At 69.6% G+C, this 19,667-nt stretch carries 23 protein-coding genes; 13 read left to right on the top strand and 10 right to left on the bottom strand.

The genetic code is table 11. The features are described from left to right. Nucleotides 1–115 precede the first annotated feature (115 nt). Nucleotides 116–1,564, top strand: a complete 1,449-nt coding sequence (gene gndA / locus AB0I53_RS12525) for an NADP-dependent phosphogluconate dehydrogenase (RefSeq protein WP_358600715.1) — start codon at nt 116–118, stop codon at nt 1,562–1,564. Nucleotides 1,565–1,797: 233 nt separating this feature from the next. Next, nucleotides 1,798–2,340 carry a dihydrofolate reductase family protein gene (locus tag AB0I53_RS12520; RefSeq protein ID WP_358600712.1) on the top strand — a complete coding sequence of 181 codons (543 nt, stop codon included), beginning with the start codon at nt 1,798–1,800 and terminating at the stop codon, nt 2,338–2,340. A 119-nt stretch (nt 2,341–2,459) separates the two neighbouring features. Here AB0I53_RS12520 and AB0I53_RS12515 read toward each other — a convergent pair whose 3' ends face one another. From AB0I53_RS12515 to AB0I53_RS12505, 3 genes are all read right to left on the bottom strand, one after another. Continuing rightward, complete coding sequence (locus tag AB0I53_RS12515; protein WP_358600709.1) at nt 2,460–3,215, bottom strand: hypothetical protein; 756 nt, start codon at nt 3,213–3,215, stop codon at nt 2,460–2,462. A gap of 206 nt (nt 3,216–3,421) precedes the next feature. After that, nucleotides 3,422–4,795: a phenylacetate--CoA ligase family protein gene (locus AB0I53_RS12510; protein ID WP_358600706.1), complete on the bottom strand. Its 1,374-nt coding sequence runs from the start codon at nt 4,793–4,795 to the stop codon at nt 3,422–3,424. Then, on the bottom strand, nt 4,792–5,451 hold the full coding sequence (locus AB0I53_RS12505; protein ID WP_358600704.1) for a TetR/AcrR family transcriptional regulator: 660 nt from the start codon (nt 5,449–5,451) through the stop codon (nt 4,792–4,794). Before AB0I53_RS12505 ends, AB0I53_RS12510 begins: the two co-directional genes overlap by 4 nt. 154 nt (nt 5,452–5,605) lie before the next feature. Here AB0I53_RS12505 and AB0I53_RS12500 point away from each other — a divergent pair, with 154 nt between their 5' ends. From AB0I53_RS12500 to AB0I53_RS12470, 7 genes are all read left to right on the top strand, one after another. Then, on the top strand, nt 5,606–6,223 hold the full coding sequence (locus AB0I53_RS12500; RefSeq protein ID WP_358600701.1) for a TetR/AcrR family transcriptional regulator: 618 nt from the start codon (nt 5,606–5,608) through the stop codon (nt 6,221–6,223). Next, on the top strand, nt 6,220–6,813 hold the full coding sequence (locus tag AB0I53_RS12495) for a GNAT family N-acetyltransferase (protein ID WP_358600698.1): 594 nt from the start codon (nt 6,220–6,222) through the stop codon (nt 6,811–6,813). The genes AB0I53_RS12500 and AB0I53_RS12495 overlap by 4 nt, the downstream gene beginning before the upstream one ends. Nucleotides 6,814–6,882: 69 nt before the next feature. Continuing rightward, nucleotides 6,883–7,377, top strand: coding sequence for a hypothetical protein (locus AB0I53_RS12490; RefSeq protein WP_358600695.1), 495 nt, complete (start codon nt 6,883–6,885; stop codon nt 7,375–7,377). A gap of 623 nt (nt 7,378–8,000) precedes the next feature. Next, on the top strand, nt 8,001–9,344 hold the full coding sequence (locus tag AB0I53_RS12485; RefSeq protein ID WP_358600692.1) for an SLC13 family permease: 1,344 nt from the start codon (nt 8,001–8,003) through the stop codon (nt 9,342–9,344). A 28-nt stretch (nt 9,345–9,372) separates the two neighbouring features. Beyond that, nucleotides 9,373–10,590: a CoA transferase gene (locus AB0I53_RS12480; protein ID WP_358600690.1), complete on the top strand. Its 1,218-nt coding sequence runs from the start codon at nt 9,373–9,375 to the stop codon at nt 10,588–10,590. After that, a complete protein-coding gene (locus AB0I53_RS12475; RefSeq protein WP_358600688.1) occupies nt 10,587–11,531 on the top strand; it encodes a hydroxymethylglutaryl-CoA lyase in 945 nt (314 codons plus the stop codon). The genes AB0I53_RS12480 and AB0I53_RS12475 overlap by 4 nt, the downstream gene beginning before the upstream one ends. Then, nucleotides 11,528–12,538, top strand: a complete 1,011-nt coding sequence (locus AB0I53_RS12470; protein WP_358600687.1) for a D-glycerate dehydrogenase — start codon at nt 11,528–11,530, stop codon at nt 12,536–12,538. Before AB0I53_RS12475 ends, AB0I53_RS12470 begins: the two co-directional genes overlap by 4 nt. Here AB0I53_RS12470 and AB0I53_RS12465 read toward each other — a convergent pair. The 4 genes from AB0I53_RS12465 to AB0I53_RS12450 all read right to left on the bottom strand — a co-directional run bounded on the left by AB0I53_RS12465 (nt 12,504) and on the right by AB0I53_RS12450 (nt 15,297). Next, on the bottom strand, nt 12,504–13,289 hold the full coding sequence (locus AB0I53_RS12465) for an IclR family transcriptional regulator (protein WP_358600685.1): 786 nt from the start codon (nt 13,287–13,289) through the stop codon (nt 12,504–12,506). The genes AB0I53_RS12470 and AB0I53_RS12465 overlap by 35 nt on opposite strands. 69 nt (nt 13,290–13,358) lie before the next feature. Next, on the bottom strand, nt 13,359–13,973 hold the full coding sequence (locus tag AB0I53_RS12460; RefSeq protein ID WP_358600682.1) for an RraA family protein: 615 nt from the start codon (nt 13,971–13,973) through the stop codon (nt 13,359–13,361). Next, nucleotides 13,970–14,635 carry an RraA family protein gene (locus tag AB0I53_RS12455; RefSeq protein ID WP_358600679.1) on the bottom strand — a complete coding sequence of 222 codons (666 nt, stop codon included), beginning with the start codon at nt 14,633–14,635 and terminating at the stop codon, nt 13,970–13,972. Before AB0I53_RS12455 ends, AB0I53_RS12460 begins: the two co-directional genes overlap by 4 nt. 2 nt (nt 14,636–14,637) lie before the next feature. Then, nucleotides 14,638–15,297, bottom strand: coding sequence for a 4-carboxy-4-hydroxy-2-oxoadipate aldolase/oxaloacetate decarboxylase (locus AB0I53_RS12450; protein WP_358600677.1), 660 nt, complete (start codon nt 15,295–15,297; stop codon nt 14,638–14,640). Nucleotides 15,298–15,371: 74 nt separating this feature from the next. Between AB0I53_RS12450 and AB0I53_RS12445 the strand changes: the two genes are divergently transcribed. After that, nucleotides 15,372–16,271, top strand: coding sequence for a LysR substrate-binding domain-containing protein (locus AB0I53_RS12445; protein WP_358600674.1), 900 nt, complete (start codon nt 15,372–15,374; stop codon nt 16,269–16,271). Between the two features lie 70 nt (nt 16,272–16,341). Further along, nucleotides 16,342–16,707, top strand: coding sequence for a hypothetical protein (locus AB0I53_RS12440; protein WP_358600671.1), 366 nt, complete (start codon nt 16,342–16,344; stop codon nt 16,705–16,707). A gap of 35 nt (nt 16,708–16,742) precedes the next feature. Here the strand turns inward: AB0I53_RS12440 and AB0I53_RS12435 are convergent, their stop codons facing one another. From AB0I53_RS12435 to AB0I53_RS12425, 3 genes are all read right to left on the bottom strand, one after another. After that, nucleotides 16,743–17,000, bottom strand: coding sequence for a PLD nuclease N-terminal domain-containing protein (locus tag AB0I53_RS12435; protein ID WP_358600669.1), 258 nt, complete (start codon nt 16,998–17,000; stop codon nt 16,743–16,745). 228 nt (nt 17,001–17,228) lie between these two features. Then, nucleotides 17,229–17,996, bottom strand: a complete 768-nt coding sequence (locus AB0I53_RS12430) for a VOC family protein (protein WP_358600666.1) — start codon at nt 17,994–17,996, stop codon at nt 17,229–17,231. 156 nt (nt 17,997–18,152) lie between these two features. Then, complete coding sequence (locus AB0I53_RS12425) at nt 18,153–18,617, bottom strand: nucleotidyltransferase domain-containing protein (protein ID WP_358600663.1); 465 nt, start codon at nt 18,615–18,617, stop codon at nt 18,153–18,155. Nucleotides 18,618–18,791: 174 nt separating this feature from the next. On the opposite strand from AB0I53_RS12425, the gene AB0I53_RS12420 reads away from it, so the two are divergent. After that, complete coding sequence (locus AB0I53_RS12420; protein ID WP_358600660.1) at nt 18,792–18,932, top strand: hypothetical protein; 141 nt, start codon at nt 18,792–18,794, stop codon at nt 18,930–18,932. A gap of 158 nt (nt 18,933–19,090) precedes the next feature. Further along, complete coding sequence (locus AB0I53_RS12415; protein WP_358600657.1) at nt 19,091–19,651, top strand: dihydrofolate reductase family protein; 561 nt, start codon at nt 19,091–19,093, stop codon at nt 19,649–19,651. The last annotated feature ends 16 nt before the right edge of the window (nt 19,652–19,667 follow it).

Genomic DNA, 19,667 nt, shown 5'->3' with positions numbered 1-19,667 from the left:
TCGCCGATGTGGAGAAGATGGCGAGCGGTACAGCGCGCACCGACCTGGACAGGTGGCCGTGGCTCCGCGACGGCGGCCGAACGCTTCACGCACTATCCGAACCAGAGAGGTCCTCATGGACACCAGGACAGAAATAGCGAACATCGGCGTCGTCGGTCTGGCGGTGATGGGCTCGAACCTGGCCCGCAACCTCGCCTCGCGCGACGGCAACACCGTCGCCGTCTACAACCGCACGTACGCGCGCACGAAGGAGCTCGTCACCGAGCATCCTGAGGCCGGATTCGTGGCAGGCGAGTCGATCGACGACTTCGTCGCGTCGCTGGCGAAGCCGCGCACCGCGATCATCATGGTGCAGGCCGGGGCGGGCACGGACGCGGTGATCGACCAGCTCGCCGAGCGCTTCGAGCCCGGCGACATCATCGTCGACGGCGGCAACGCGAACTTCCACGACACCATCGCCCGGGAGAAGCGGATCGCGCCCACCGGCATCCACTTCGTCGGCGCCGGCATCTCCGGCGGCGAGGAGGGCGCGCTGCACGGCCCGTCGATCATGCCGGGCGGCACGGAGGAGTCCTACCAGACCCTGGGCCCGATCCTCGCCTCGATCGCGGCCGTCGCCGAGGGCGAACCGTGCGTCACCCACGTCGGCACCGACGGCGCGGGCCACTTCGTGAAGATGATCCACAACGGCATCGAATACGCCGACATGCAGCTGATCGCCGAGGCGTACGACCTGCTGCGCACCGTCGGCGGCCTCCAGCCCGCGGCCATCGCCGACGTCTTCGCCGGCTGGAACGAGGGTTCGCTGGAGTCCTACCTGATCGAGATCACCGCCGAGGTGCTGCGCCACGTCGATCCCGCCACCGGAAAGCCCTTCGTCGACATCGTGCTCGACCAGGCCGGTTCGAAGGGCACCGGCGTGTGGACCGTGCAGAACGCGCTGGACCTCGGCGTCCCGGTGGGCGGCATCGGCGAGGCCGTGTTCGCCCGCGCCGTCTCCTCCAAGCCTGCACAGCGCGCAACGGTGCAGCGGATCGTCACCTCGCGGCCGGCGGTGCAGGAGGTCGACGCCTCTTTCGCCGACGACGTCGCCAAGGCGCTCTACGCCTCCAAGGTCGTCGCGTACGCGCAAGGCTTCGACGCCATCATCGCCGGTGCGGAGAAGTACGGCTGGAACATCCGCAAGGACAGGATCGCCAAGATCTGGCGCGGCGGCTGCATCATCCGCGCCCAGTTCCTCAACCGCATCGCCGAGGCCTACGACGAGAACCCGGACATCGCCACCCTGCTCGAGGCGCCCTACTTCGCGCAGGCCGTCGCCGATGGCGAGGCCGCCTGGCGCCGCGTCGTCGCCACGGCCGCGCTATCCGGCGTGCCGGTCCCGGGCTTCAGCTCCGCGCTCAGCTACTACGACTCGCTGGCCGTGAAGCGGCTCCCCGCCGCGCTCGTGCAAGGCCAGCGCGACTTCTTCGGCGCGCACACCTACAAGCGTGTCGACAAGTCCGGCACCTTCCACACCCTCTGGTCCGGCGACCGCACCGAGGCCGAAATCCCCGGCCATTAGTGCGGTGACCACAAACGATCATCGGGTTGGTCGCGCAGCCCGGGACTGAGGACGACCCCACCGGTGGTGTCGTCCACTCCGTACCCGGGCACGATCCCGACGCTGCGCGGCCAGCACATCCGGGTGCCGATTGTTCGCGTTGGGCCACCGCAGATACGCGTGCAACTCCCGCCCTCCCCACCGGCCGAAACTATGATTCGGCCTCGGGCCGCCACAATCGTTGGAGAAAACGCGTGAGTGATGTCAGCATCGGCACCGGCAAAGTGGTCGTGAACAGGGCGATGTCGCTGGACGGCTTCATCGCCGGTCCTGGCCACGCGATGGACTGGATCGCCGAGTACCTGACTGCGGACACGTTCCCGGAGGTCATGGCAGCCACGGGCGCCATGCTCATCGGCCGGGGCACGTACGAGGTCGCCAAGCGTATGACCGACCAGGACACCACCTACGACGGGGGAGCACAGTTCGTCCTCACCCACGAGCCTCCCGACGAGCCGGACCCTACCGTCACGTTCCTCACCTGTGATATTGAAGAAGCCGTTGCCACGGCACGAAGCGCCGCGGGCGGCAAGAACCTGGAGATCCTCGGTGCTGACGTGGCCGCCCAGTGCCTGCAGCGCGGGCTCGTCGACGAGATCCTGGTGTATGTCCTACCGGTGCTGCTCGGCGACGGTGTCCGCTTCTCACCCCCCAGCCTCGACAGGATCGACCTGGAACCTTTCAGCAACACCCAGTCGGGCGCCGTCACGATGCTCCGCTTCCGCGTGCGAAAGTAGGCGCGGCCCTCGAACAGCTGACACCAGCACGCGCGGACACCCTGATGTCCAGCTCGGGCCGGACATCGGCGACGTGCCTCGCGTTGCCCATGATCCGGTCGCCCTCCTGGCCAATGTGGTCACGACCCTGCCCCTGCGCCTATCTCATCCTCGATGCGAAGGCTCGTGCGGGATTGAGGGCGTCCCCACCGGCGGTGTCGTTCACTCCGTACCCGGGCGCGTTCGCGGCGTTGCGCGGCCAGCACGTCCGGCTGCCGACTGTTGGCGTTGCGCCAGCGTAGGTACGCGTGCAACTCCCGTGCGAGCGCGGGGTGGTTGGGATGGTCGGAGTTGGCAACCGTGAACTGCCGTAACGGACCGAACTGCGCCTCGATCGGGTTGGCCCAGGAGGCGTTGGTCGGGGTCAGACACAACTCGACCTTGTGCCGGGCAGCCCATGCCCGGATCGCCGGGGTGGTGTTGCAGGCCAGGTTGTCGCAGATGATGTAGATCGGGGCGCCGTCTGGGCGGGTCGCGCGAATGGATTTGAACGCGGCCAACGTGCGCTGCCCGCCCTTGTGTTCGTGCAGCACACCCCACAGCCGGTCCGCTGAGAGGCTGTAGCAGCGTCGGTGATGTGGCGGGGACGGCCGCCCGCCCAGTGAGGGCACAAACAGGCCAGTCCCTCGGCGTTGAAGGCGTGGATGACATCGCGCGGTGTCGGCGTCCGCGGCGACCAGGCGGGCGATCGCCGGCACGGTGGTGCCGCAGGCCGAGGCCATGATGATCAGTGCGCGGCGGACCCGGATTGATTCGTGGTTACCCCGGCGGACCAGGCGTAACAGGTAGTAGCCCTCATCCTGGCTCAGGCGACGGGCCCGGACGGGTTCGGACATGACGCGCCTCGTTCCGACCCCCAGGCATGATCGACAGTGCTCGCAAGGGTCGCCCGAGTCACGCATCGGGTCGGCGTGTCGCCCACCAACCCGTGATCATTTCTGGTCACCGCACTAGCGAGCCGCGTGCCTGCCGAGGTGAATCTCGGCAGGCACGCGGGAACGCCGGTCACCGCGAGCGCTTTACCGCCGGGTGCGGCTAATCCTCATGGCGTGGTGAGCGGGATGATCCGGCGGAACTTGCCACCGGACGACCGCTGCGGCGGCTCCTCCGCGCGTTCGAGCGTCACGTGGTCGGCTTCGTGCTCGGCAAGCAGGCGGCTGATCTCATCGCGCACCGCCTGCCATACGCGGTCGGCGTCGGCGCCGTCCCTGGGTTGCAGTCGTACGCGCAGCGTGGTGGGCGTCGTCTGGAGGATCTGGAACCCGTCGATGCCGGGAGCGCGGTCCAGCACGGTGCCGACGAGCATCGGCGAGATGCTGACGTGCCCGCCGCCGTCGGCGGGGAAGCTGAGCACGTCGGCGGCGCGACCCGCTACCCGGATGGCCGGCAGCGGGTTGCCGCAGGGGCAGGGGTCGGGGCGGAGCAGGACGCTGTCGCCGAGGTCGTAGCGCAGGAACGGCTGGACCCGGTTGGCGAGGTTGCTGATCAAGACCGTGTGCGACGGCTGCCCGGCCGGGACCGCCCGGTGGTCGGCGTCGACCGGCTCGACCACGACCCAGTCGCTGTTGACGTGGTACCAGCCGTGCGCGCAGCCGACGCTCAGGAAGTTGCATTCGGTCGCGGCGTAGGCGGCGCGGACCTTGGCGTGGAACGCGGCCGCGATCCGGTCCCGGACGTCGGCCGTCAGCGTCTCACCGCCCGGCATGACGACCGACGGGCGGAGGCGCAGGCGGCCGGCCTCTTGCTCCTCCGCCAGCTGCGCGAGCGTGCTCAGGAAACCGGCGACGTTGGCGGGGTTGTACCGGTTGAGCTCGTCGACCAGAGTCGGCAGCGGCTGGTCGATCGGGAAGGACCGCATGATCCGGCCGAGCCGCGGGTGGTCGCGGCGGAACCGCTCCGCCGAGGCGACGGTGTAGAAGTGGCCGCTGGGTGCGGCGATGACGGCGGTGCGGCCGCCGCGGGCGAGCGCGCGGACGGCGTCGCGGAATCCCAGCACGCCGCGGGTGCGTGACGAGAGGGCGGTCGGCACGGCCAGGTTCCGCTCGTCCAGCACGAACAGCCCGCGCAGACCGCTGGTTCCGGAGGTGGTGGCCACCAGGTACCGGTCCTGGAACCGCGCCCCGACGAGGTCCGGATCGGCGACGAACGCCTCGACCCGCTCGCGGGTCACCCGGCGGTCGGTGACCCAGTCGTCGAAGTGCCCCATCAGCGTCTTCTTGTCGGTGACCGGGAGCAGCGAGGGGTCGTCGACCGCGGCGGGCAGGTCGCGGTACAGCTCGCGGTAGTACGGCGAGTTCGCGCGGGCGTGTGCCACCATCTCGGCCAGGCGGGCGCGTTGCCGCCGCGCGATGGCGGCGGGGCCCTGCCGCATGTCCCGCCGTGCCTCGCGGGCGAGGCGCCGGACGCTTTCGGTCATGATGAGCTGGTCCTCTCTCCGGACGGATCCGGGCTTTCCTCGGTCGGTCGCACCGAAACCAGGCCGTGCAGGGCGACGTCGAGACCTCGCCGGGCCGCGTCCCACAGCTCGTCCTGCGACCGTCCCAACTGGACGCTCGCGAGGCCCGCCTGCTGAATGGCGCCGATCACGGCGCCGGTCATCGCCGCCGCCGTGATCGGGTCGAGCCGGCCGGGGAACGCCGCCAGCAGCTCATCGGCGATCCGCCGCTGCAGGTCCGACAGCAGGTACAGCCCCTTGGCCTGCAGCGCCGGCGTGGTCAGCGCCAGCCGGGCCGCCGCCGACAACTCCGCGGGCTCCCGGCGGGGAACCTTGGGCCGGCGATGAGCGGCGAAGGCCTCAACCGCCCGCGCCAGCACCTCGCCCGGACCTTCCTCCGGCCGACGTTCCGCAATCGCCGCGAACAGCACGTCGAAATCCCGTGCGGCGTCGTTGAACAGCACCTCGTCCTTGCTGCGGAAGTAGTTGAAGAACGTCTTGGGATCGACATCCGCCACGGCGGCGATCTCCGCGACCGTGGTCTGCTCGTACCCCTGTTCCTCGAACAACCTGACGGCCGCCATGACGATCCGGCGTCTGGTCAGCTGCTTCTTCCGCTCGCGCCGCGACTCCTCCACGAGGCAAAACTACACCCACTGGAATTTTCCATCAACTGGAAAATTTCGGCGAACAGCGGCCGGCAGATCAGCCGCGCCTCGCGAACTTGCGCCCGGACGATCCGCCTCAGTAGAGTGAACATCAGTTCATTCAAAATCGACGGTGGAGACGGGAATGCCGAGGACGGCCGAGCAGTACGCGGCGATGCGCTCCGACACCCACGAGAAGATCCAGGCCGCCGCGATCGGCCTGTTCGCGCGGAAGGGCTTCGCCGCCACGTCCGTGCGGGACATCGCGCAAGCGGCCGAGATCAGCACGGGCCTGATGTACCGGCACTACGCGACGAAGGAAGCGCTGTTCGACGACCTGGTCTCCCAGGCCGCGGACGGCCTGGCCAGGGTGGCGACGGCATTCGAGCAGGCCATCGAGCAGGAGGCGCCGCCGGCGGAGCCGATCCGGGAATTCGTGCGCGAGTTCGCCGGCGATCTCGCGGCCGACAACGGGTTCGCCGAGTTCTCCCTGATCATGGGCCAGGCACTACTGATGCCGGACCGGCTGCCGCACGCGAAGCGCCTGGCGGAGCAGCACCGAACGCTGGCCGCACGCACGACCGAGCTGATCGAGCGGGGTCAGCGCCGCGGCGAGTTCGTCGGCGGAAACGCCGGCGACCTGACGACGTGCTTCTTCGCCCTGCTAGACGGGCTCGCATCGATGAAGTTCGTGATGGGCGAGGACTTCACACCCCCGGATCCGTCCGCCGTGACCGCAATGTTGATCAAGGAGGATCGGTGACGATAGACGTGAAGCGCGGGAACGAGCTGGGCGAGGAATACCGGACGGCGATCGCCGAGGTCTACATCGACGGGTTCGGCGAGCACCTGGAGTACTTCTCGAAGGATCGCCGCAAGCTCGTCGCGGCCTTCGAGCACATGCTCGTGCTCGACCTCTTCCACGTCGCCCTCGTCGACGGCCGCCCGGCCGCGATCGCCGCCTGCACCGACGGCGTCCAGCTCTCGACCCGGCACGACGTGCGCGTGCTGCGCCGCCACCTAGGGCTACTCAAGGGCACTGTCGCCGATGTCGGTTTCCGGCGGGAATTCAAGAAACCGTGGGCGCAGGCGGAACCGGGAACGGCGTCGATCGAGTTCGTGGCGACGGGCTCGGCTCACCGGGGGCGCGGAGTCGCGACGGCGCTGCTGCAGCACATGCTCGCGTTCCCGCAGTTCAGCACTTACGTGCTGGAAGACATCGCCGACACCAACGCGCCCGCGCTCCACCTCTACGAGAAGCTCGGCTTCCGCGAGTCCAAGCGCACAAAGGTGCGGCACACCAAGCGAACGGGGATCAACGCGTACATCTCGATGCGCCTCAGCCAGGCATAGCGCCGAAGATTCATGCGGAATCATGCATAAATCGCCAAACGGGTGAACGCCCTTTAGATGATCATGGCCATGACTCTCATCGAACCACCCACGCCGCAGTCCGTCATCCGGGCCATGGGCAACCTCGGCGCCGAAATCCAGACCCCCGACGAAGGCACCGACCAGGGCGACATGCCGTTCCTGCTCGGCGCGCTGCTCACCCACGTCGAACGCCTCGTCGCCGAGCAGATCGGCGATCGGCACGACGATGTCGTTCAGGGCTGGATCTTCGCGATCGACGGAGAGCCCGGCGAAGCGCTGGAACTGATGCACCGGCGGGTCCTGCACATGCAGCACCAGCTCGTCACCATCGCCGAGAACACCGAGCCCGATGACACCGGCGCGCAGATCCTCAACACCACCAACCACGCCGCGGTCGCACTGCTGTACCTGATCAGCATGTGGGGCGTGTGGCGCAGCGACGAGAACGACCCCGAATGGCTGGAGAGCACCCGCAAGGAAGCCCTGGCCCGGCTGCACGATGCCGTGTCCTACCTGAGCGCCGACACCAACCAACAGGGCTGACCCGCCTCTCCGACCAGCGCAGCGGAAACGCCTTTCTGGTGGGCACCGCTCCTTCCGGGGCGGCGAGAATCGCAACCTGATCCGGCGGTCCGCGAGGAACGCCGCCAGCCGCCCCGGATCCTCGTCGACGACCACGACCTGCGGCCCGGCCCTCGCATCCGGCGCCGGGCCGCTCAACTCCTCCCCTGCTCCACCGCCGCGCGCAAGCCTCGAACGCGGCCCCTGCTGCTTCAGCACCAAGGACATCCGGCTCGGCGCAGTGACACCGAAGGCGATCCTGTTCCTCGTAGCGACCCCGGTGCCGATCGCAGACCTGGCCGGACTGCCGTTCTTCGCGCTACTGAGCCTCGCCGTCCGGTGCCACCGATCCGCCAACCCGCCGCACGGCACGGAAATCCCCTGTGGACTCCTGATCGAATCGAGTCCTAAGTGGACCAGATTCGCGGCCGGGCCGAGCAGCCCTCGATCCCCATCACCGAGAGCGACGCGTTGACCACGCGGGGCGCGAACCAGGCCCAACTCGACAGTTGACTCACATCGTGGGTTCATGCTCATAATGCGGGCACACATGCCGTTGGGTCGCGCGGCGAAGTGCAACGGAGCACGAACGGACGGACACCCGAATGTCGGACACGGCAATCCTGATCAACACCGCGGTGGCGGTCGCCGCCATCGTGGCGCTGATCGTCAGGTTCAAGTTCAACCCGGTCGTCGCCCTGGTCCTGGGCTCCTGCTACCTGGGGCTTTCCGCCGGGCTCGGCGTCGAGGGGACGGTGACCGCGATCGGCGACGGCTTCGGCGACATCATGGCCGAAATCGGCCTCCTGGTCGCCTTCGGCGTGCTCACCGGTGCCGTCCTGCGCGACCTGCGGGCGATCGAACGGCTGGTGGACGCGCTGCTGCGCGTCGTCGGCCCCAAGCGCATCCCGCACGCGATGGCGCTGACGATCGCCACCTTGCTGCAATCGATCTTCCTCGACGTGCTGCTGGTGATCTCCGGGCCGCTCGCCAAGGCCATCGCGCCGAAGCTGGGCCGCTACGGCACCGCCCGGATGGCCACCGCCCTGGCCATCGGCCTGGAATGCGGGATCGTGTTCACCGTTCCCGGCGTCGGCGCCCTTGCGCTCGCCGCGCTGCTGCACGTGCCCCTCGGCACGTACCTGTTCTACGGGCTCGTCGTGGTCATCCCGACCGTGACGATCTCGATCACCCTGATGACGTTCGTGCTCACCCGCGGCTGGTGGAAGCCGGAACTGGACGAACTACCCCAGCCCGCAACCGAAACCGCTCCGCTGCACAACGACGCCCCGGACCCGCGAGGACAAGCGCCGCTGCTGGTGCTGTTCGCGCCGCTGCTCGTCTCCCTGGTGCTGATCGCCGCGGGCGCACTGGCGGAGGCGCTGGAATGGCAGAACGCGGTGCTTTCCTTCCTGGCGAGCCCCGTCGTGGCCCTGATGCTCGGACTGATCGGGACCTGCTTCGTCGGCCGGAGGTTCCTGGGCCGGTCCGCCGTGGAGGAGGCACTCGGCCGCGGCCTGCGCGACAGCGGCCCGATCCTGCTGCTCAACGGTGTCGGCGGATGCCTCGCCGCGGTCATCTCGCAGGCCGGGCTGGGCGACATCCTCGGCAAGTACTTCGCCGCCAACGCCTGGGCGCCGCTGCTCCTGGTCTGGACGATGGCAGCGGTCCTGCACGTCGCGGTCGGATCCGTGACGATCTCGGCGATCACCTCGGCCGGGCTCCTCGCGCCGCTGGCGCCCGTGCTGGGTCTCAACCCGGTGCTGATCGCGCTGGCGGCCGGCGCGGGATCGCTGTTCATGGTCCACCTGACCAGCAACACGTTCTGGCTCCTGCAGTCACTGCTGGGCCAGACCACGCGCGGCACCCTCAAGACCTGCTCGGTCGGCGTCTCCGTCGCCTCCGTCGTCGCGATGGGACCGGTCCTCGCGCTCAGCCTCGTCCTGTGACCGGAAACCCGCTCGCGGAAAGGAAGAAATGCACAACGACAGCAGCCGGTTCCCGCTGGAGGGCGTGCGCGTCCTCGAACTCGGCAACTACATCGCCGCCCCGACCGCCGGCCGGATGCTGGCCGACTTCGGCGCCGAGGTCATCAAGGTGGAACGGCCCGGCACCGGCGACGAACTGCGGAACTGGCGGCTCTACGCCGGTTCGACGTCGATGCTGTTCCACACCATCAACCGCGGCAAGAAATCGGTCGTGCTGGACCTGAAGACCCAGCGGGGCCGCGACGTCGTGCTGGAGCTGGTGCGCCACTGCGACGTCGTCATCGAGAACTTCCGGCCCGGCACGCTGGAGAAGTGGGGCCTGGGGCCGGAAGCGCTGGAAGCCGCCAACCCGGACGTGGTGCTGGCCCGCATCTCGGGCTTCGGCCAGACCGGGCCGCTGGCCGACCGGCCCGGCTTCGCCGCGGTAGCGGAGGCGATGGGCGGCTTGCGCGACCTGGTGGGCGAAGCCGATCGACCGCCGTCCCGCGTCGGAGTGTCCATCGGGGACTCCATCGCCGGCCTGCACGCGGCCTTCGGCATCGTGGTTTCGCTCCTGCAACGCTCGACGGCTCGCAATGCCGAGCGGCGGCCGCTCGCCGACCGCGTCGTCGACATCGCGCTGCACGAGGCGGTCTTCTCGATGATGGAATCCCTGGTGCCCGACTACCTCGCCCACGGCGTCCAGCGCCGGCGCGTCGGCGGCCGGATGGAAGGCATCGCCCCGACCAACGCCTATCCCTGCCGCGACGGCAGCAGCGTGGTCATCGCGGGCAACGGAGACTCGATCTTCCGCCGCTACATGCAGGCGATCGGCCGCGCCGACCTCGCCGACGATCCGGAGCTGCAGACCAACGCGGGGCGGTGGGCCCGGCGGGACGAGCTCGACGACGCCATCGCGGAGTGGACTTCCGCGCACACCCGCGCGGAAGTCCTGGCCGCGCTGGACGACGCCGGAGTCCCGGCCGGGCCGATCTACACGGCCGCCGACATCTGCGCCGACGAGCAGTACCGCGCACGCGGGATGATCCAGGAACTCGCGGTCGACACCGGCGGGGGAGAGCCCATCGAGGTCGGATTCCCCGGTGTCGTACCGGTAATCGGCTCGACGTCGCTCCCGGTTCGTTCGCCCGGACCGGAACTCGGCGCGCACACCAACGAGGTGCTCGGCTCGCTGCTGGGCCAGAGCGCAGTAGAGGAGCGGAAGTGACGAACGAATCCCGGGCCACGCTCCGCGACGTGACGTTGCGCGATGGCCTGCAGCTCACCGGCAAGCAGTTGCCGACCGGGCGCAAGGTGGCCGTGGTCCGGGAACTGCTGCGCCTCGGCGTGCCGGCCGTCGAGGTCGGCTCGCTCGCGCGCGCCGACCTGGTGCCCTCCATGGCGAACACCCTCGAAGTCGTCGAGCGGCTCAGCCCCGACGAGCTCGCCCGCTGTTGGGTCTGGGTGGCCACGCCGCGCCACGTGCAACGCGCCGCCGAGGCCGGAGCCGTCAACTTCCAGTACTGCCTGTCGGCCTCCGACAGCCACAACCGGGCCAACATCGGACGCTCCACAGAGGACAGCCTCGCGGCCATGCCCCGCGCCATCGAGCACGCCCAGGACGCCGGCGGGCGCATCCAGCTGTGCATCGCCACCGCGTTCACCTGCCCGTTCGACGGGTTCGTGCCCGAGCAGCGGGTCCTCGACATCGCCGCCGATCCGCGCACGACCGGCGCCGCCGACATCGTCGTCTGCGACACCCTCGGCCAAGCCGTCCCCGGGCAGGTCACCAGCCTGATCACCAAGATCGCCCGGCACGCCCCACCGCGCCGGATCGTCTACCACGGGCACGACACCTGGGGCCTCGGCGTGGCCAACTCCCTGGCCGCCATCGCCGCCGGGGCCGGCGAGGTCGACGGCGCGCTCGGCGGCCTCGGCGGATGCCCGTTCGCACCCGGGGCCAGCGGCAACGCCAGCACCGAGGACCTGCTCTTCGCGCTCCGCCCGGACTGGCTCGGCCCCGACACCTTCGCCCGGATCGTCGAGCTCTCCGGCGAGCTGCTCGACGAACTCGGCGAACCCAACCGGTCCCGCGCCGTCCAAGGCGCCCGCTCCAGCGCGACCGCCTTCCCCTGGGCGCTCGCACCCGGCCAGGAGGCGTGCCGATGACCCGCCCGACGTTCCTCGTGACGACTCCGCTACCTGATCCCGGCATGCGCATGCTGGAGGCCGCGGGCGAAGTCGTGGTGCCGGAGCGCGCGCTGGTCGCCGACGAGCTCGGCGCGGCATGCTCCACCGGGAACCACGATGTCGTCGTCGCGCAGCTGACCGACGTGTTCGACGAGGCCACGCTCGCCGCGGCTGCGGTCCGCGGCATCTCCAACTACGCGGTCGGCTACGACAACGTCGACGTCGCGGCCGCGACCCGCCGCGGCATCCTCGTCTGCAACACCCCCGGTGTGCTCACCGCCGCCACCGCCGACCTCGCGATGCTGCTGATCCTCGCCACCGCGCGGCGCTGCGTGGAAGCCGACGCGTACCTGCGAAGCGGGCAGTTCCGCGGCTGGCAACCAGAACTGCTGCTCGGTTCCGACGTCACGGGCGCCACCTTGGGCCTGGTCGGTTTCGGCCGCATCGCCAGGGCGACGGCCGAACGCGCCCTCGGGTTCGGCATGACCGTGCGCTACACCGCCCGCCGGGAGGTGCCCGACGACGAACTCGGCCCGCTCGCCGGCCGGGTGCGGCGCGTCGAGTTCGACGAACTCGTGCGCACCAGCGACTTCCTGTCCCTGCACGTCCCGCTGACCGACGACACCCATCACCTCATCGACGCCGACGCCCTGCGCGCGATGAAACCCACGGCGTACCTGATCAACACCTCGCGCGGCCCGATCGTCGACGAGCGGGCGCTGGTCGACGCGCTGCGGGACGGCCAGATCGCGGGCGCCGGCCTCGACGTCTACGAGCAGGAACCGGAGGTGGCCGATGGGCTGGCGGAACTGCCCAACGCGACCCTGCTGCCGCACGTGGGCAGCGCTACCCGCTCGGTGCGCTCCACGATGGCGCGCCTGTGCGCCGCCAATGCGATCGCCATGGCGCGCGGCGAAATGCCCGAGCACCCGGTGAACCCGGAGGCGCGGCTCAGCTCGGGTACCGGCCACCGAGCGCGCGGGTGATCCGCTCCGCGTGCTCCACCACGACGTCGACCCACTCCACGCACTTCTCGTAGGGCATCCGCAGGGTGGGCCCGTGCACCATCACCGCGCCGAGAACGTCGGTGGCCGAATCGAAAACCGGCGCTGCCAGGCCCGAAGCCCCGTCGACGCGTTCGCCCACCGTGATCGCGTATCCCTCGGACGCCGTCTGCCTGATCAACCGGTTCAGCTCGTCCCGATCGGTCACCGTGCTCTCGGTCAACCGGGGCAGCTCGGCGTCGAGCACGCGCTCGGCCAGCTCCGGGTTCCAGGCGAGCAGCACCCGGCCCGAGGAACCGACCGTGATCGGCGCGATGTCTCCGACCGACATCGCCCGCCGCAGCGCGTGGTGGGTCTCCGCGACGGCAACGCAAACCCGGTGCTCGCCTTCGGTGCGGAAGAAGCACGCCGTCTCGCCGGTCACATCGCGCAGATCCTTCAGCACGGGATTGACCACGCCCAGCACGTCGAGGTCCTTGCCCGCGGCGGCGCCCCAGTAGGCCATCTGCACGCCGATCCGGAACCGGTCCTCGGCGCGGTCCAGGAACCCGTGCGCGACCAGGTTCGTCACGAGCCGCTGCACGGTGGACTGCGGAAGCCCGGTCGCCTGCTGGATCTCCCGCAACGTCAACGACGGCCGCCGCAACGTGAACGCGTTCAGGATCTCCGCGATCTTGCCGAGCACGAGCAGCGGACGCTGCGCCCCACCCGCGGATTCTCCACCGGTTGCCATGCCCAGAACTTACGGCAAAGAACGAGCGCCACCAGCACCCACACCGGCAGGACGAGGATTCCTTGCCGTTCAAGCGCTCCCGCGGTTCATCCGCGACAGGTCGTAGATGTCGAGGGTCGTCGCGCCCGTGCGGATGGCGTCGAGCGCCGCTTTCTCGTCGGCGACTCGTGCGTCGGCCTTGTCGAGCGTTTCCTCGACGGCTGGGGCCGGTACGACGACCACACCGTCCGCGTCGCCGATGACGAGGTCGCCGGGCCGGACGACAGCACCGGCCACGCGGACGGGCACGTCGAAGCGTCCGGGATGCTCCTTGCCGGTGCCCACGACCGTGACGTGGCGCGTGAAGACCGGGAAGCCCAGCTCCGCCAGCTCGGCGGTGTCCCGGACTCCGCCATCGATGACGAGTCCCAGGATTCCCCGTTGCTGCGCTGCTGCGGCGAGAATTTCGCCCCAATGCCCGTGCGCGGCGCCCTGCAGGTCAGCGACGAGGACGCTGCCTGCGGGGGCCTGTGCCACCGCGCGGTGCAGCGCGAGGTTGTCGCCGCCGATGCCCTGGATGGTGAACGCCGGCCCGGCGACCCGAGCTCCGGGCCAGGCCGCGCGGAGCGCCGTGCCGCAGGCCAGGGCGCAGGAGGACGCCTCGTAGAGCGTCGCGGTGCTGTGTCCCCTTGCCGCATCCGTCATGACCGTCTCCTTTGGAGCGCGTGGTAGCCGAACCGCTCGCGGGCCGCTCGCAGCGTGCTGCCCGCGCGCACGGCAGCGACGATGTCGGCCTCCACGCGCTCGATCTTCTCGGCGGTCTCGGCCACTCGCTCCGCTTCGAGGGCCGGAACGACGACCACCCCGTCGGCGTCGGCGCACACGATGCTGCCGGGGTGGATCTGCGCTCCCGACACCTCCAGCGGCTCGCCCACCGCCGCCAGGCGCACCCGGTCCTTGCCGGTTCGCATGAACCGACCGCGACTGAACAGCGGGTAGTTCTGCGTCAGCGACGCCGACACGTCGCGGCAGACCCCGTTGATCACGGTGCCCGAGATGCCGCGGACCGCCGCGGCCTCGGTCATGATCCCGCCCCACACGGTCACGTCCTGACGACCACCGTTGTCGATGACGATCACCGCCCCCGGCGGCACGTCGTCGAGGAAGTCGCCGACCGTGCCACCGCCCGAATCGATCGGCGCGCACCGCACGGTGAAAGCGGCTCCCACCGCGCGGAATCCGTTGGAAAGCGGGGCAATTCCCTGCAACCCACCGGAAATTCCGTCCTGGTCCAGCGCATCCGAGATCGCCGCCGTGGGCAGTTCGCGCAACCGGGCCAGGACGTTCGGTTCGGTGCCGGCGGTCATGTTCACGATTCCTCTCCGGCCAGACGCGCGTCGCGCATCGCCTGCGGCAGCGGAATCCCGGCCCGGACCTCCGCCTCGATCTCCGCTTCGCGGGCGCTCAACCGCTGCGCGGCCCGCAGCACCTCGGCGGCCCGCGCCCGCGGTACGACGACCACCCCGCCTTCATCTGCCATCACCACGTCGCCGGGCACGACGGTCACCTCGCCGAGTGGGACGGGAGCTCCGCTCGACTTCTGCCGCAGGCGTCCCCGCGCGGTCACCGGAACCTGGGCCCGGGCGAACACCGGGAAACCCAGTTCCCGCGCCTGCGCGACGTCCCGGCAGGCGCCGTCGGTGATGACACCGCGGATCGAGCGCGTTGCGGCGCCGACGCTGAGGATGCCGCCCCACGAGGACACATCGGTGCGACCACCGTTGGCGATGACGAGGACGTCGTCGGCACCGGCTTCCGCCACCGCGCCCGTGATGATGTGCGCACCCGCGTGGTCCCCAAGCAGCGGTTCGAGCTCCACGGTCGCCGCGAAGCCGACCACCTCGGGGCGGCCCCACATCGGCCGGAGCCCGCCCTGGCCCGGCGGTAAGCCGCAGCTCTCCAGGGAGTCCGACACCGTCGCGGTGTCCAGCGCCGCGAACTGCGCCAACAATGTTGCATCAGCTGTCACGGCACCCAGTGAAGCAGCGGCGAACCATATACTGAAGGTCTGATTTCGACTCTGAACGATATGGAAAGCGACTCATGATCGAGGTTCGCCAAGCGCGCTACTTCCTCGCCGTCGCGGAGAACCTGCACTTCGGGCGCGCCGCGGAACAGCTCGGCATGTCCCAACCGCCGCTGAGCCAGGCGATCCTCCAGCTGGAACGCCAGCTGGGCACGCGGCTGCTCGACCGGACGCGCCGCAAGGTCACCCTCACCGAGACCGGCCGCGCGTTCGCCGCGGAGTGCCGCCGGCTGGTGGCCGCCGCCCAGCGAGCGCACGACGTCGCTACGCAGGCCGAGGCCGGCCTGGTGGGCACGCTGCGGATCGGCGTGGTGACCTCGGCGCTCAGCGAGCCGCTGCTGAGCACGCTCGACACCTTCCGCCGGTCCCGGCCCCAGGTGGAGTTGCAGGTCGTGGAGGTGGACACGCCATCGGGCCAGGAGTTGTTGCTGCGGCACGAGATCGACGTCGCCGCCATCCGCCTCAGCGCCCCGGTCCGCGCACTGCGCATCCGGCCGTGGCGCCGGGACGACTTCGTCATCGCGCTCCCACCTGAGCACCCGCTCGCCGGCGAGACCTCGCCACCGATCGATCTCGCGCGATTCGCCGACGAACCCTGGGTCTGGCTGCGCCGCGAAGCATCGCCGGACTACCACGACGAGCTCGTGGCGACCTGCCGCAGGGCCGGGTTCAGCCCCGACGCGCGCCACGTCGCCAACTCGATCACCACGCAGCTGGCGATGGTGGCCGCCGGCCTCGGCGTCACCCTGGTGCCGAACGTCCTGGTGCGCTGGATCCTCCCGCCCGCCACGCACCGCCCCCTCACCGACCGCACCGACCTCGTCGAGCTCTCCCTGGTCACCCGCGACAGCGCGCACGAACCCCTGGTGCGGGAGTTCCTCCGCATCGCATCGGCGGATTCGCACCGGCCGGCGTGACGACGCGTCGGCAGTCGGGCAACTGGTCGTCGTCGCCCTCGAGGTCCGCTCCGTTGGCATGATGTGGTGCATGGCACGGAGATCGCGAGGGTGGTTCGGGCTGGTCTGGACGGGCGTCGTACTCGTCGTCGTGGGGCTCGGGGTGTTCCTCGCCCTGTTGGGACTGGAACGGGCGAACCAGACGGCGGGCGTGCTGAGCCTGTTCGTGAGTCTGGTGGGGGTGGTCGTGGCTGCCGCCGCCTACCGGGCCGACCGGCGCGACGAACGCGGCTCGGCACCACGTGCCGACCGGCCCGATGCCGACCGGCCCGGCAGCGTGCACAACCAGATCAGCGGCGGGCATTTCCACGGCACGGTGATTCAGGCCGGGCGGATCTCGGGTTCGGCTCACCAGCCTCGGCCACACCGGGACGACGACCCGGAGCGGGACCGATGAGGTCGTAGCGGCGCGGCAATGGGCATGCCGCGGGCTCAGGCGGTCCGGTACGGGTAGCGCGTGGACCGGCGGCCGATGAAGAACCAGAGGAGGCTGCCCAGGAACGGCGCGATGAACACGAACACGATCCAGACCAGCTTCATCCCGGCGCCCTGGTGCGATCCGAGGACGCTGATCAGTGCGCCGATGACCAGGGCCACGTACCCGAGGACCGCGAGCGTGGCGACGATCAACCCGACCTGGTACAGGCCGATGTCGGCGGCGAGGGCGGCCTGCTGGACTACTGAGTGCATGGCGTGACTTCTCCTGTCCGCGCCCGTAGCGCGTGTCTTCTCAGGTCGCGGCTCTGCGCTGCACACGACCGGTCAACACGAACGACCGTATTCAGCAGGCGCGTAATACCGCGTCAGCCCTCAGCATTGATCTTCGGTAGTCCGCAGGTCGTAGTGGTCGTCAATCTCCAGTCGTAGAAGCCGTTTCCCGCCTTCCGCCTCGGGCGGGACGAGCGGCATCGACCGGGTTCAGCTCGCCTTCGGCGAGCCCACCTCGAATTCCGCGCCGAACGGGTCCGTGATCTTCGCCAGCCGCCCGTAGATCATGTCGAAGGGCTCCGCCGCGGTGCCGCCGGCTTCGACGGCTCGCCGCGCCGCCGCGTCGGCGTCCTCCACCTGGAACAGGGTCGCCCAGCGCGACTTCCCGGCGTTCGGGTCGCCGATGATGCCGCCGATCTCGTGGCCGTCCGGCCTGCGCAGGAACGTGAAGTCGGCGCCGGGCATGTCCGGGTTCTCGTCCAGCACGTAGTCGAAGGTCGCGGCGTAGAAATCGCGCGCGGGCCCCGACTCCCCGGTAACCAGGTCGTTGCGGAGCAACGAGTTCGGCTCGTTGACGATCTCGCAACCGATGTGCGCACCGGCCTGCCACACCCCGAACTGCGCGCCGGTGGTGTCCCTGATGATCGCCATCCGGCCTTGGTCCATCACGTCCATCGGACCGGCCAGGATCGAGCCGCCCGCGCTCGCCGCCTTCGCCACCGTGGCGTCGCAGTCATCGGTCGCGAAGTAGAGGTTCCACCAGAACTCCGCGGCGTCGGGATCGGGATTCGGCATGATCGCCGCGACGGGTTTGCCGCGCAGCAGGCACATGGTGTACCGGCCGGTCTCCTCCGGGCCCACGTTGAATTCCCAGCCGAACAGCGCGCCGTAGAACGCGATCGCCCGGTCGAGATCCGGGATGCCGAGGTCGATCCAGGTCGGTGTGCCGGCAGGCTGGGCCGTGGTCAGCTCGCTCATAGTGTCTCCCCTGTCGTGGCTGCGTGGGGCGACGGTAGCGACGGGATCCGACAGCCGCACATCGGTCGGCACCCGTAGGAGCATTTCACCGTTTCGGGGGGGCCTGTACGACGTATGTCCTTCCCGCACCCTGATCCTTCGCGCCCCGTGCTGTCGTCACCGGCCCTCTGCGGCTTCTGCGCTGCAGGCGTCGATCAGCCTCGCCAAGAGGCCGTGCGGGTCTCGGAGGACTCGGATTCCGTCCAGGACCACCTTCCTCGTTCCGCTGTCCACCTCAGGTGCGGTGGCCGCCCAGTCCGGTGTCGTGAAGTTCAGCTCCACCACCAGGCCTGTTCGGCGATGGCGGAGTCTCCGCTCGTGCACCGAGCCCCACTGCTCCGCGCGCAACAGCGGCAGTTCCAGCGTGGCCGGGAAACCGTCAGTGCTCTCCAGGTAATCCGAGATCTTCGATGTCACCACGACGATGTCCACGTCTGACTCCGCAGTCGCGGCACCGGGTTCTCGCGCGTACGAACCGACGAGAGCGACCGCCTGAACGTCGGCCCGCCCATCCGCCCAGGCTCGCAGTTCCGCCACCACTTCCTCGACCCGGGAACTCCGGTCAACGCTGTCGTCGTTCATGACTCTTCCTGCGAAAACCCATGCGGCACAACGCTGTTGCGCCCGCTTCGATCCTGGCTGCCCTCAAGCAGCCTATGGCGTTGAGGCCGCTCGCCACGTACTCCAGGAAGGTTTCGACGATGGCCACGTCGTCCGCCCGCTGGATCCGGGACGTCCTGGAGGAACCTGGCGTACTTGGAGCGGTTCATCGAGGCGCGGATCAGGACGACTCCCAGCGCGCCGGTCGGGCGCGAACTCGGCTACAAGCTCCCCCGCTGGATGCTGCTCGCGCGCAACCGCGACGCCGTCCTGGCCGGTCTCGCAAAGCCCCGGTAGGTTCCGTGCACGGCCGCTGACCTGGGTGTTCGTTCGTTTTCGGGGTACCGGAGCAAAACCGTAAACATCCCGTAAGGCGTCTCCGCGAAGCTTTCAGCACACGAGGACGACGACCGAACGGAACCTCTCCGAGCGGCCACCCGAAGGGATTGCACGCAATGCGCAAGTTCAAGCTCCAGGTCCAGACCACCATCGACGGCTACATGTCCGGCCCGAACGGCGAAATGGACTGGATGACGCTGCCGTGGAGCGAGGACCTCGCCTCCTACATCGACGCGCTCAACAAGCCGATCGGCACCATCGTGCTGGGCCGCAAGCTCGCCGAGGGCTTCATCCCGCACTGGGCCTCGCAGCCGGCGGACGAGCCGCAGGAGGGCATCGACCGGATCAACAACACGCCGAAGGTCGTCATCTCCACCACGCTGACCGAATCGCCGTGGGAAAACACCGTTGTCGCAAGCGATCTCGCCGAGACCATCCGCGAGCTCAAGGCGCAGCCGGGCGGCGACATCATCGCCTACGGCGGTGGCACGCTCGTCGCCGGCTTGATCGCCGAGAGCCTGCTCGACGAACTGCACCTGATCGTCAACCCGACCGCGATCGGCGCGGGCATGCCCGTCTTCGGCGCCACCGGCGCGAACCAGCAGTTCGACCTCGTCGCCGCGACGCCGTTCGACTGCGGGATCGTCGCCCTGCAGTACGAGCCGAAGAAGTCCTGAAGCGCAGTCCCGGTAT

This window comes from Saccharopolyspora sp. NPDC050389 (assembly GCF_040655595.1).
In the GTDB taxonomy this organism is placed as follows: domain Bacteria; phylum Actinomycetota; class Actinomycetes; order Mycobacteriales; family Pseudonocardiaceae; genus Saccharopolyspora.
Note: the sequence above shows the minus strand (reverse complement) of the source record. Positions and strands in the feature narration are given on the sequence as shown.

Excerpts from the sequence above, each read along its gene's own strand:
- gndA (WP_358600715.1), top strand. The coding sequence starts at position 116 with ATGGACACCAGGACAGAAATAGCGAACATCGGCGTCGTCGGTCTGGCG.
- AB0I53_RS12515 (WP_358600709.1), bottom strand. The coding sequence starts at position 3,215 with ATGTCCGAACCCGTCCGGGCCCGTCGCCTGAGCCAGGATGAGGGCTAC.
- AB0I53_RS12510 (WP_358600706.1), bottom strand. The coding sequence starts at position 4,795 with ATGACCGAAAGCGTCCGGCGCCTCGCCCGCGAGGCACGGCGGGACATG.
- AB0I53_RS12500 (WP_358600701.1), top strand. The coding sequence starts at position 5,606 with ATGCCGAGGACGGCCGAGCAGTACGCGGCGATGCGCTCCGACACCCAC.
- AB0I53_RS12490 (WP_358600695.1), top strand. The coding sequence starts at position 6,883 with ATGACTCTCATCGAACCACCCACGCCGCAGTCCGTCATCCGGGCCATG.
- AB0I53_RS12485 (WP_358600692.1), top strand. The coding sequence starts at position 8,001 with ATGTCGGACACGGCAATCCTGATCAACACCGCGGTGGCGGTCGCCGCC.
- AB0I53_RS12480 (WP_358600690.1), top strand. The coding sequence starts at position 9,373 with ATGCACAACGACAGCAGCCGGTTCCCGCTGGAGGGCGTGCGCGTCCTC.
- AB0I53_RS12470 (WP_358600687.1), top strand. The coding sequence starts at position 11,528 with ATGACCCGCCCGACGTTCCTCGTGACGACTCCGCTACCTGATCCCGGC.
- AB0I53_RS12465 (WP_358600685.1), bottom strand. The coding sequence starts at position 13,289 with ATGGCAACCGGTGGAGAATCCGCGGGTGGGGCGCAGCGTCCGCTGCTC.
- AB0I53_RS12460 (WP_358600682.1), bottom strand. The coding sequence starts at position 13,973 with ATGACGGATGCGGCAAGGGGACACAGCACCGCGACGCTCTACGAGGCG.
- AB0I53_RS12455 (WP_358600679.1), bottom strand. The coding sequence starts at position 14,635 with ATGACCGCCGGCACCGAACCGAACGTCCTGGCCCGGTTGCGCGAACTG.
- AB0I53_RS12445 (WP_358600674.1), top strand. The coding sequence starts at position 15,372 with ATGATCGAGGTTCGCCAAGCGCGCTACTTCCTCGCCGTCGCGGAGAAC.
- AB0I53_RS12440 (WP_358600671.1), top strand. The coding sequence starts at position 16,342 with ATGGCACGGAGATCGCGAGGGTGGTTCGGGCTGGTCTGGACGGGCGTC.
- AB0I53_RS12435 (WP_358600669.1), bottom strand. The coding sequence starts at position 17,000 with ATGCACTCAGTAGTCCAGCAGGCCGCCCTCGCCGCCGACATCGGCCTG.
- AB0I53_RS12430 (WP_358600666.1), bottom strand. The coding sequence starts at position 17,996 with ATGAGCGAGCTGACCACGGCCCAGCCTGCCGGCACACCGACCTGGATC.
- AB0I53_RS12425 (WP_358600663.1), bottom strand. The coding sequence starts at position 18,617 with ATGAACGACGACAGCGTTGACCGGAGTTCCCGGGTCGAGGAAGTGGTG.
- AB0I53_RS12415 (WP_358600657.1), top strand. The coding sequence starts at position 19,091 with ATGCGCAAGTTCAAGCTCCAGGTCCAGACCACCATCGACGGCTACATG.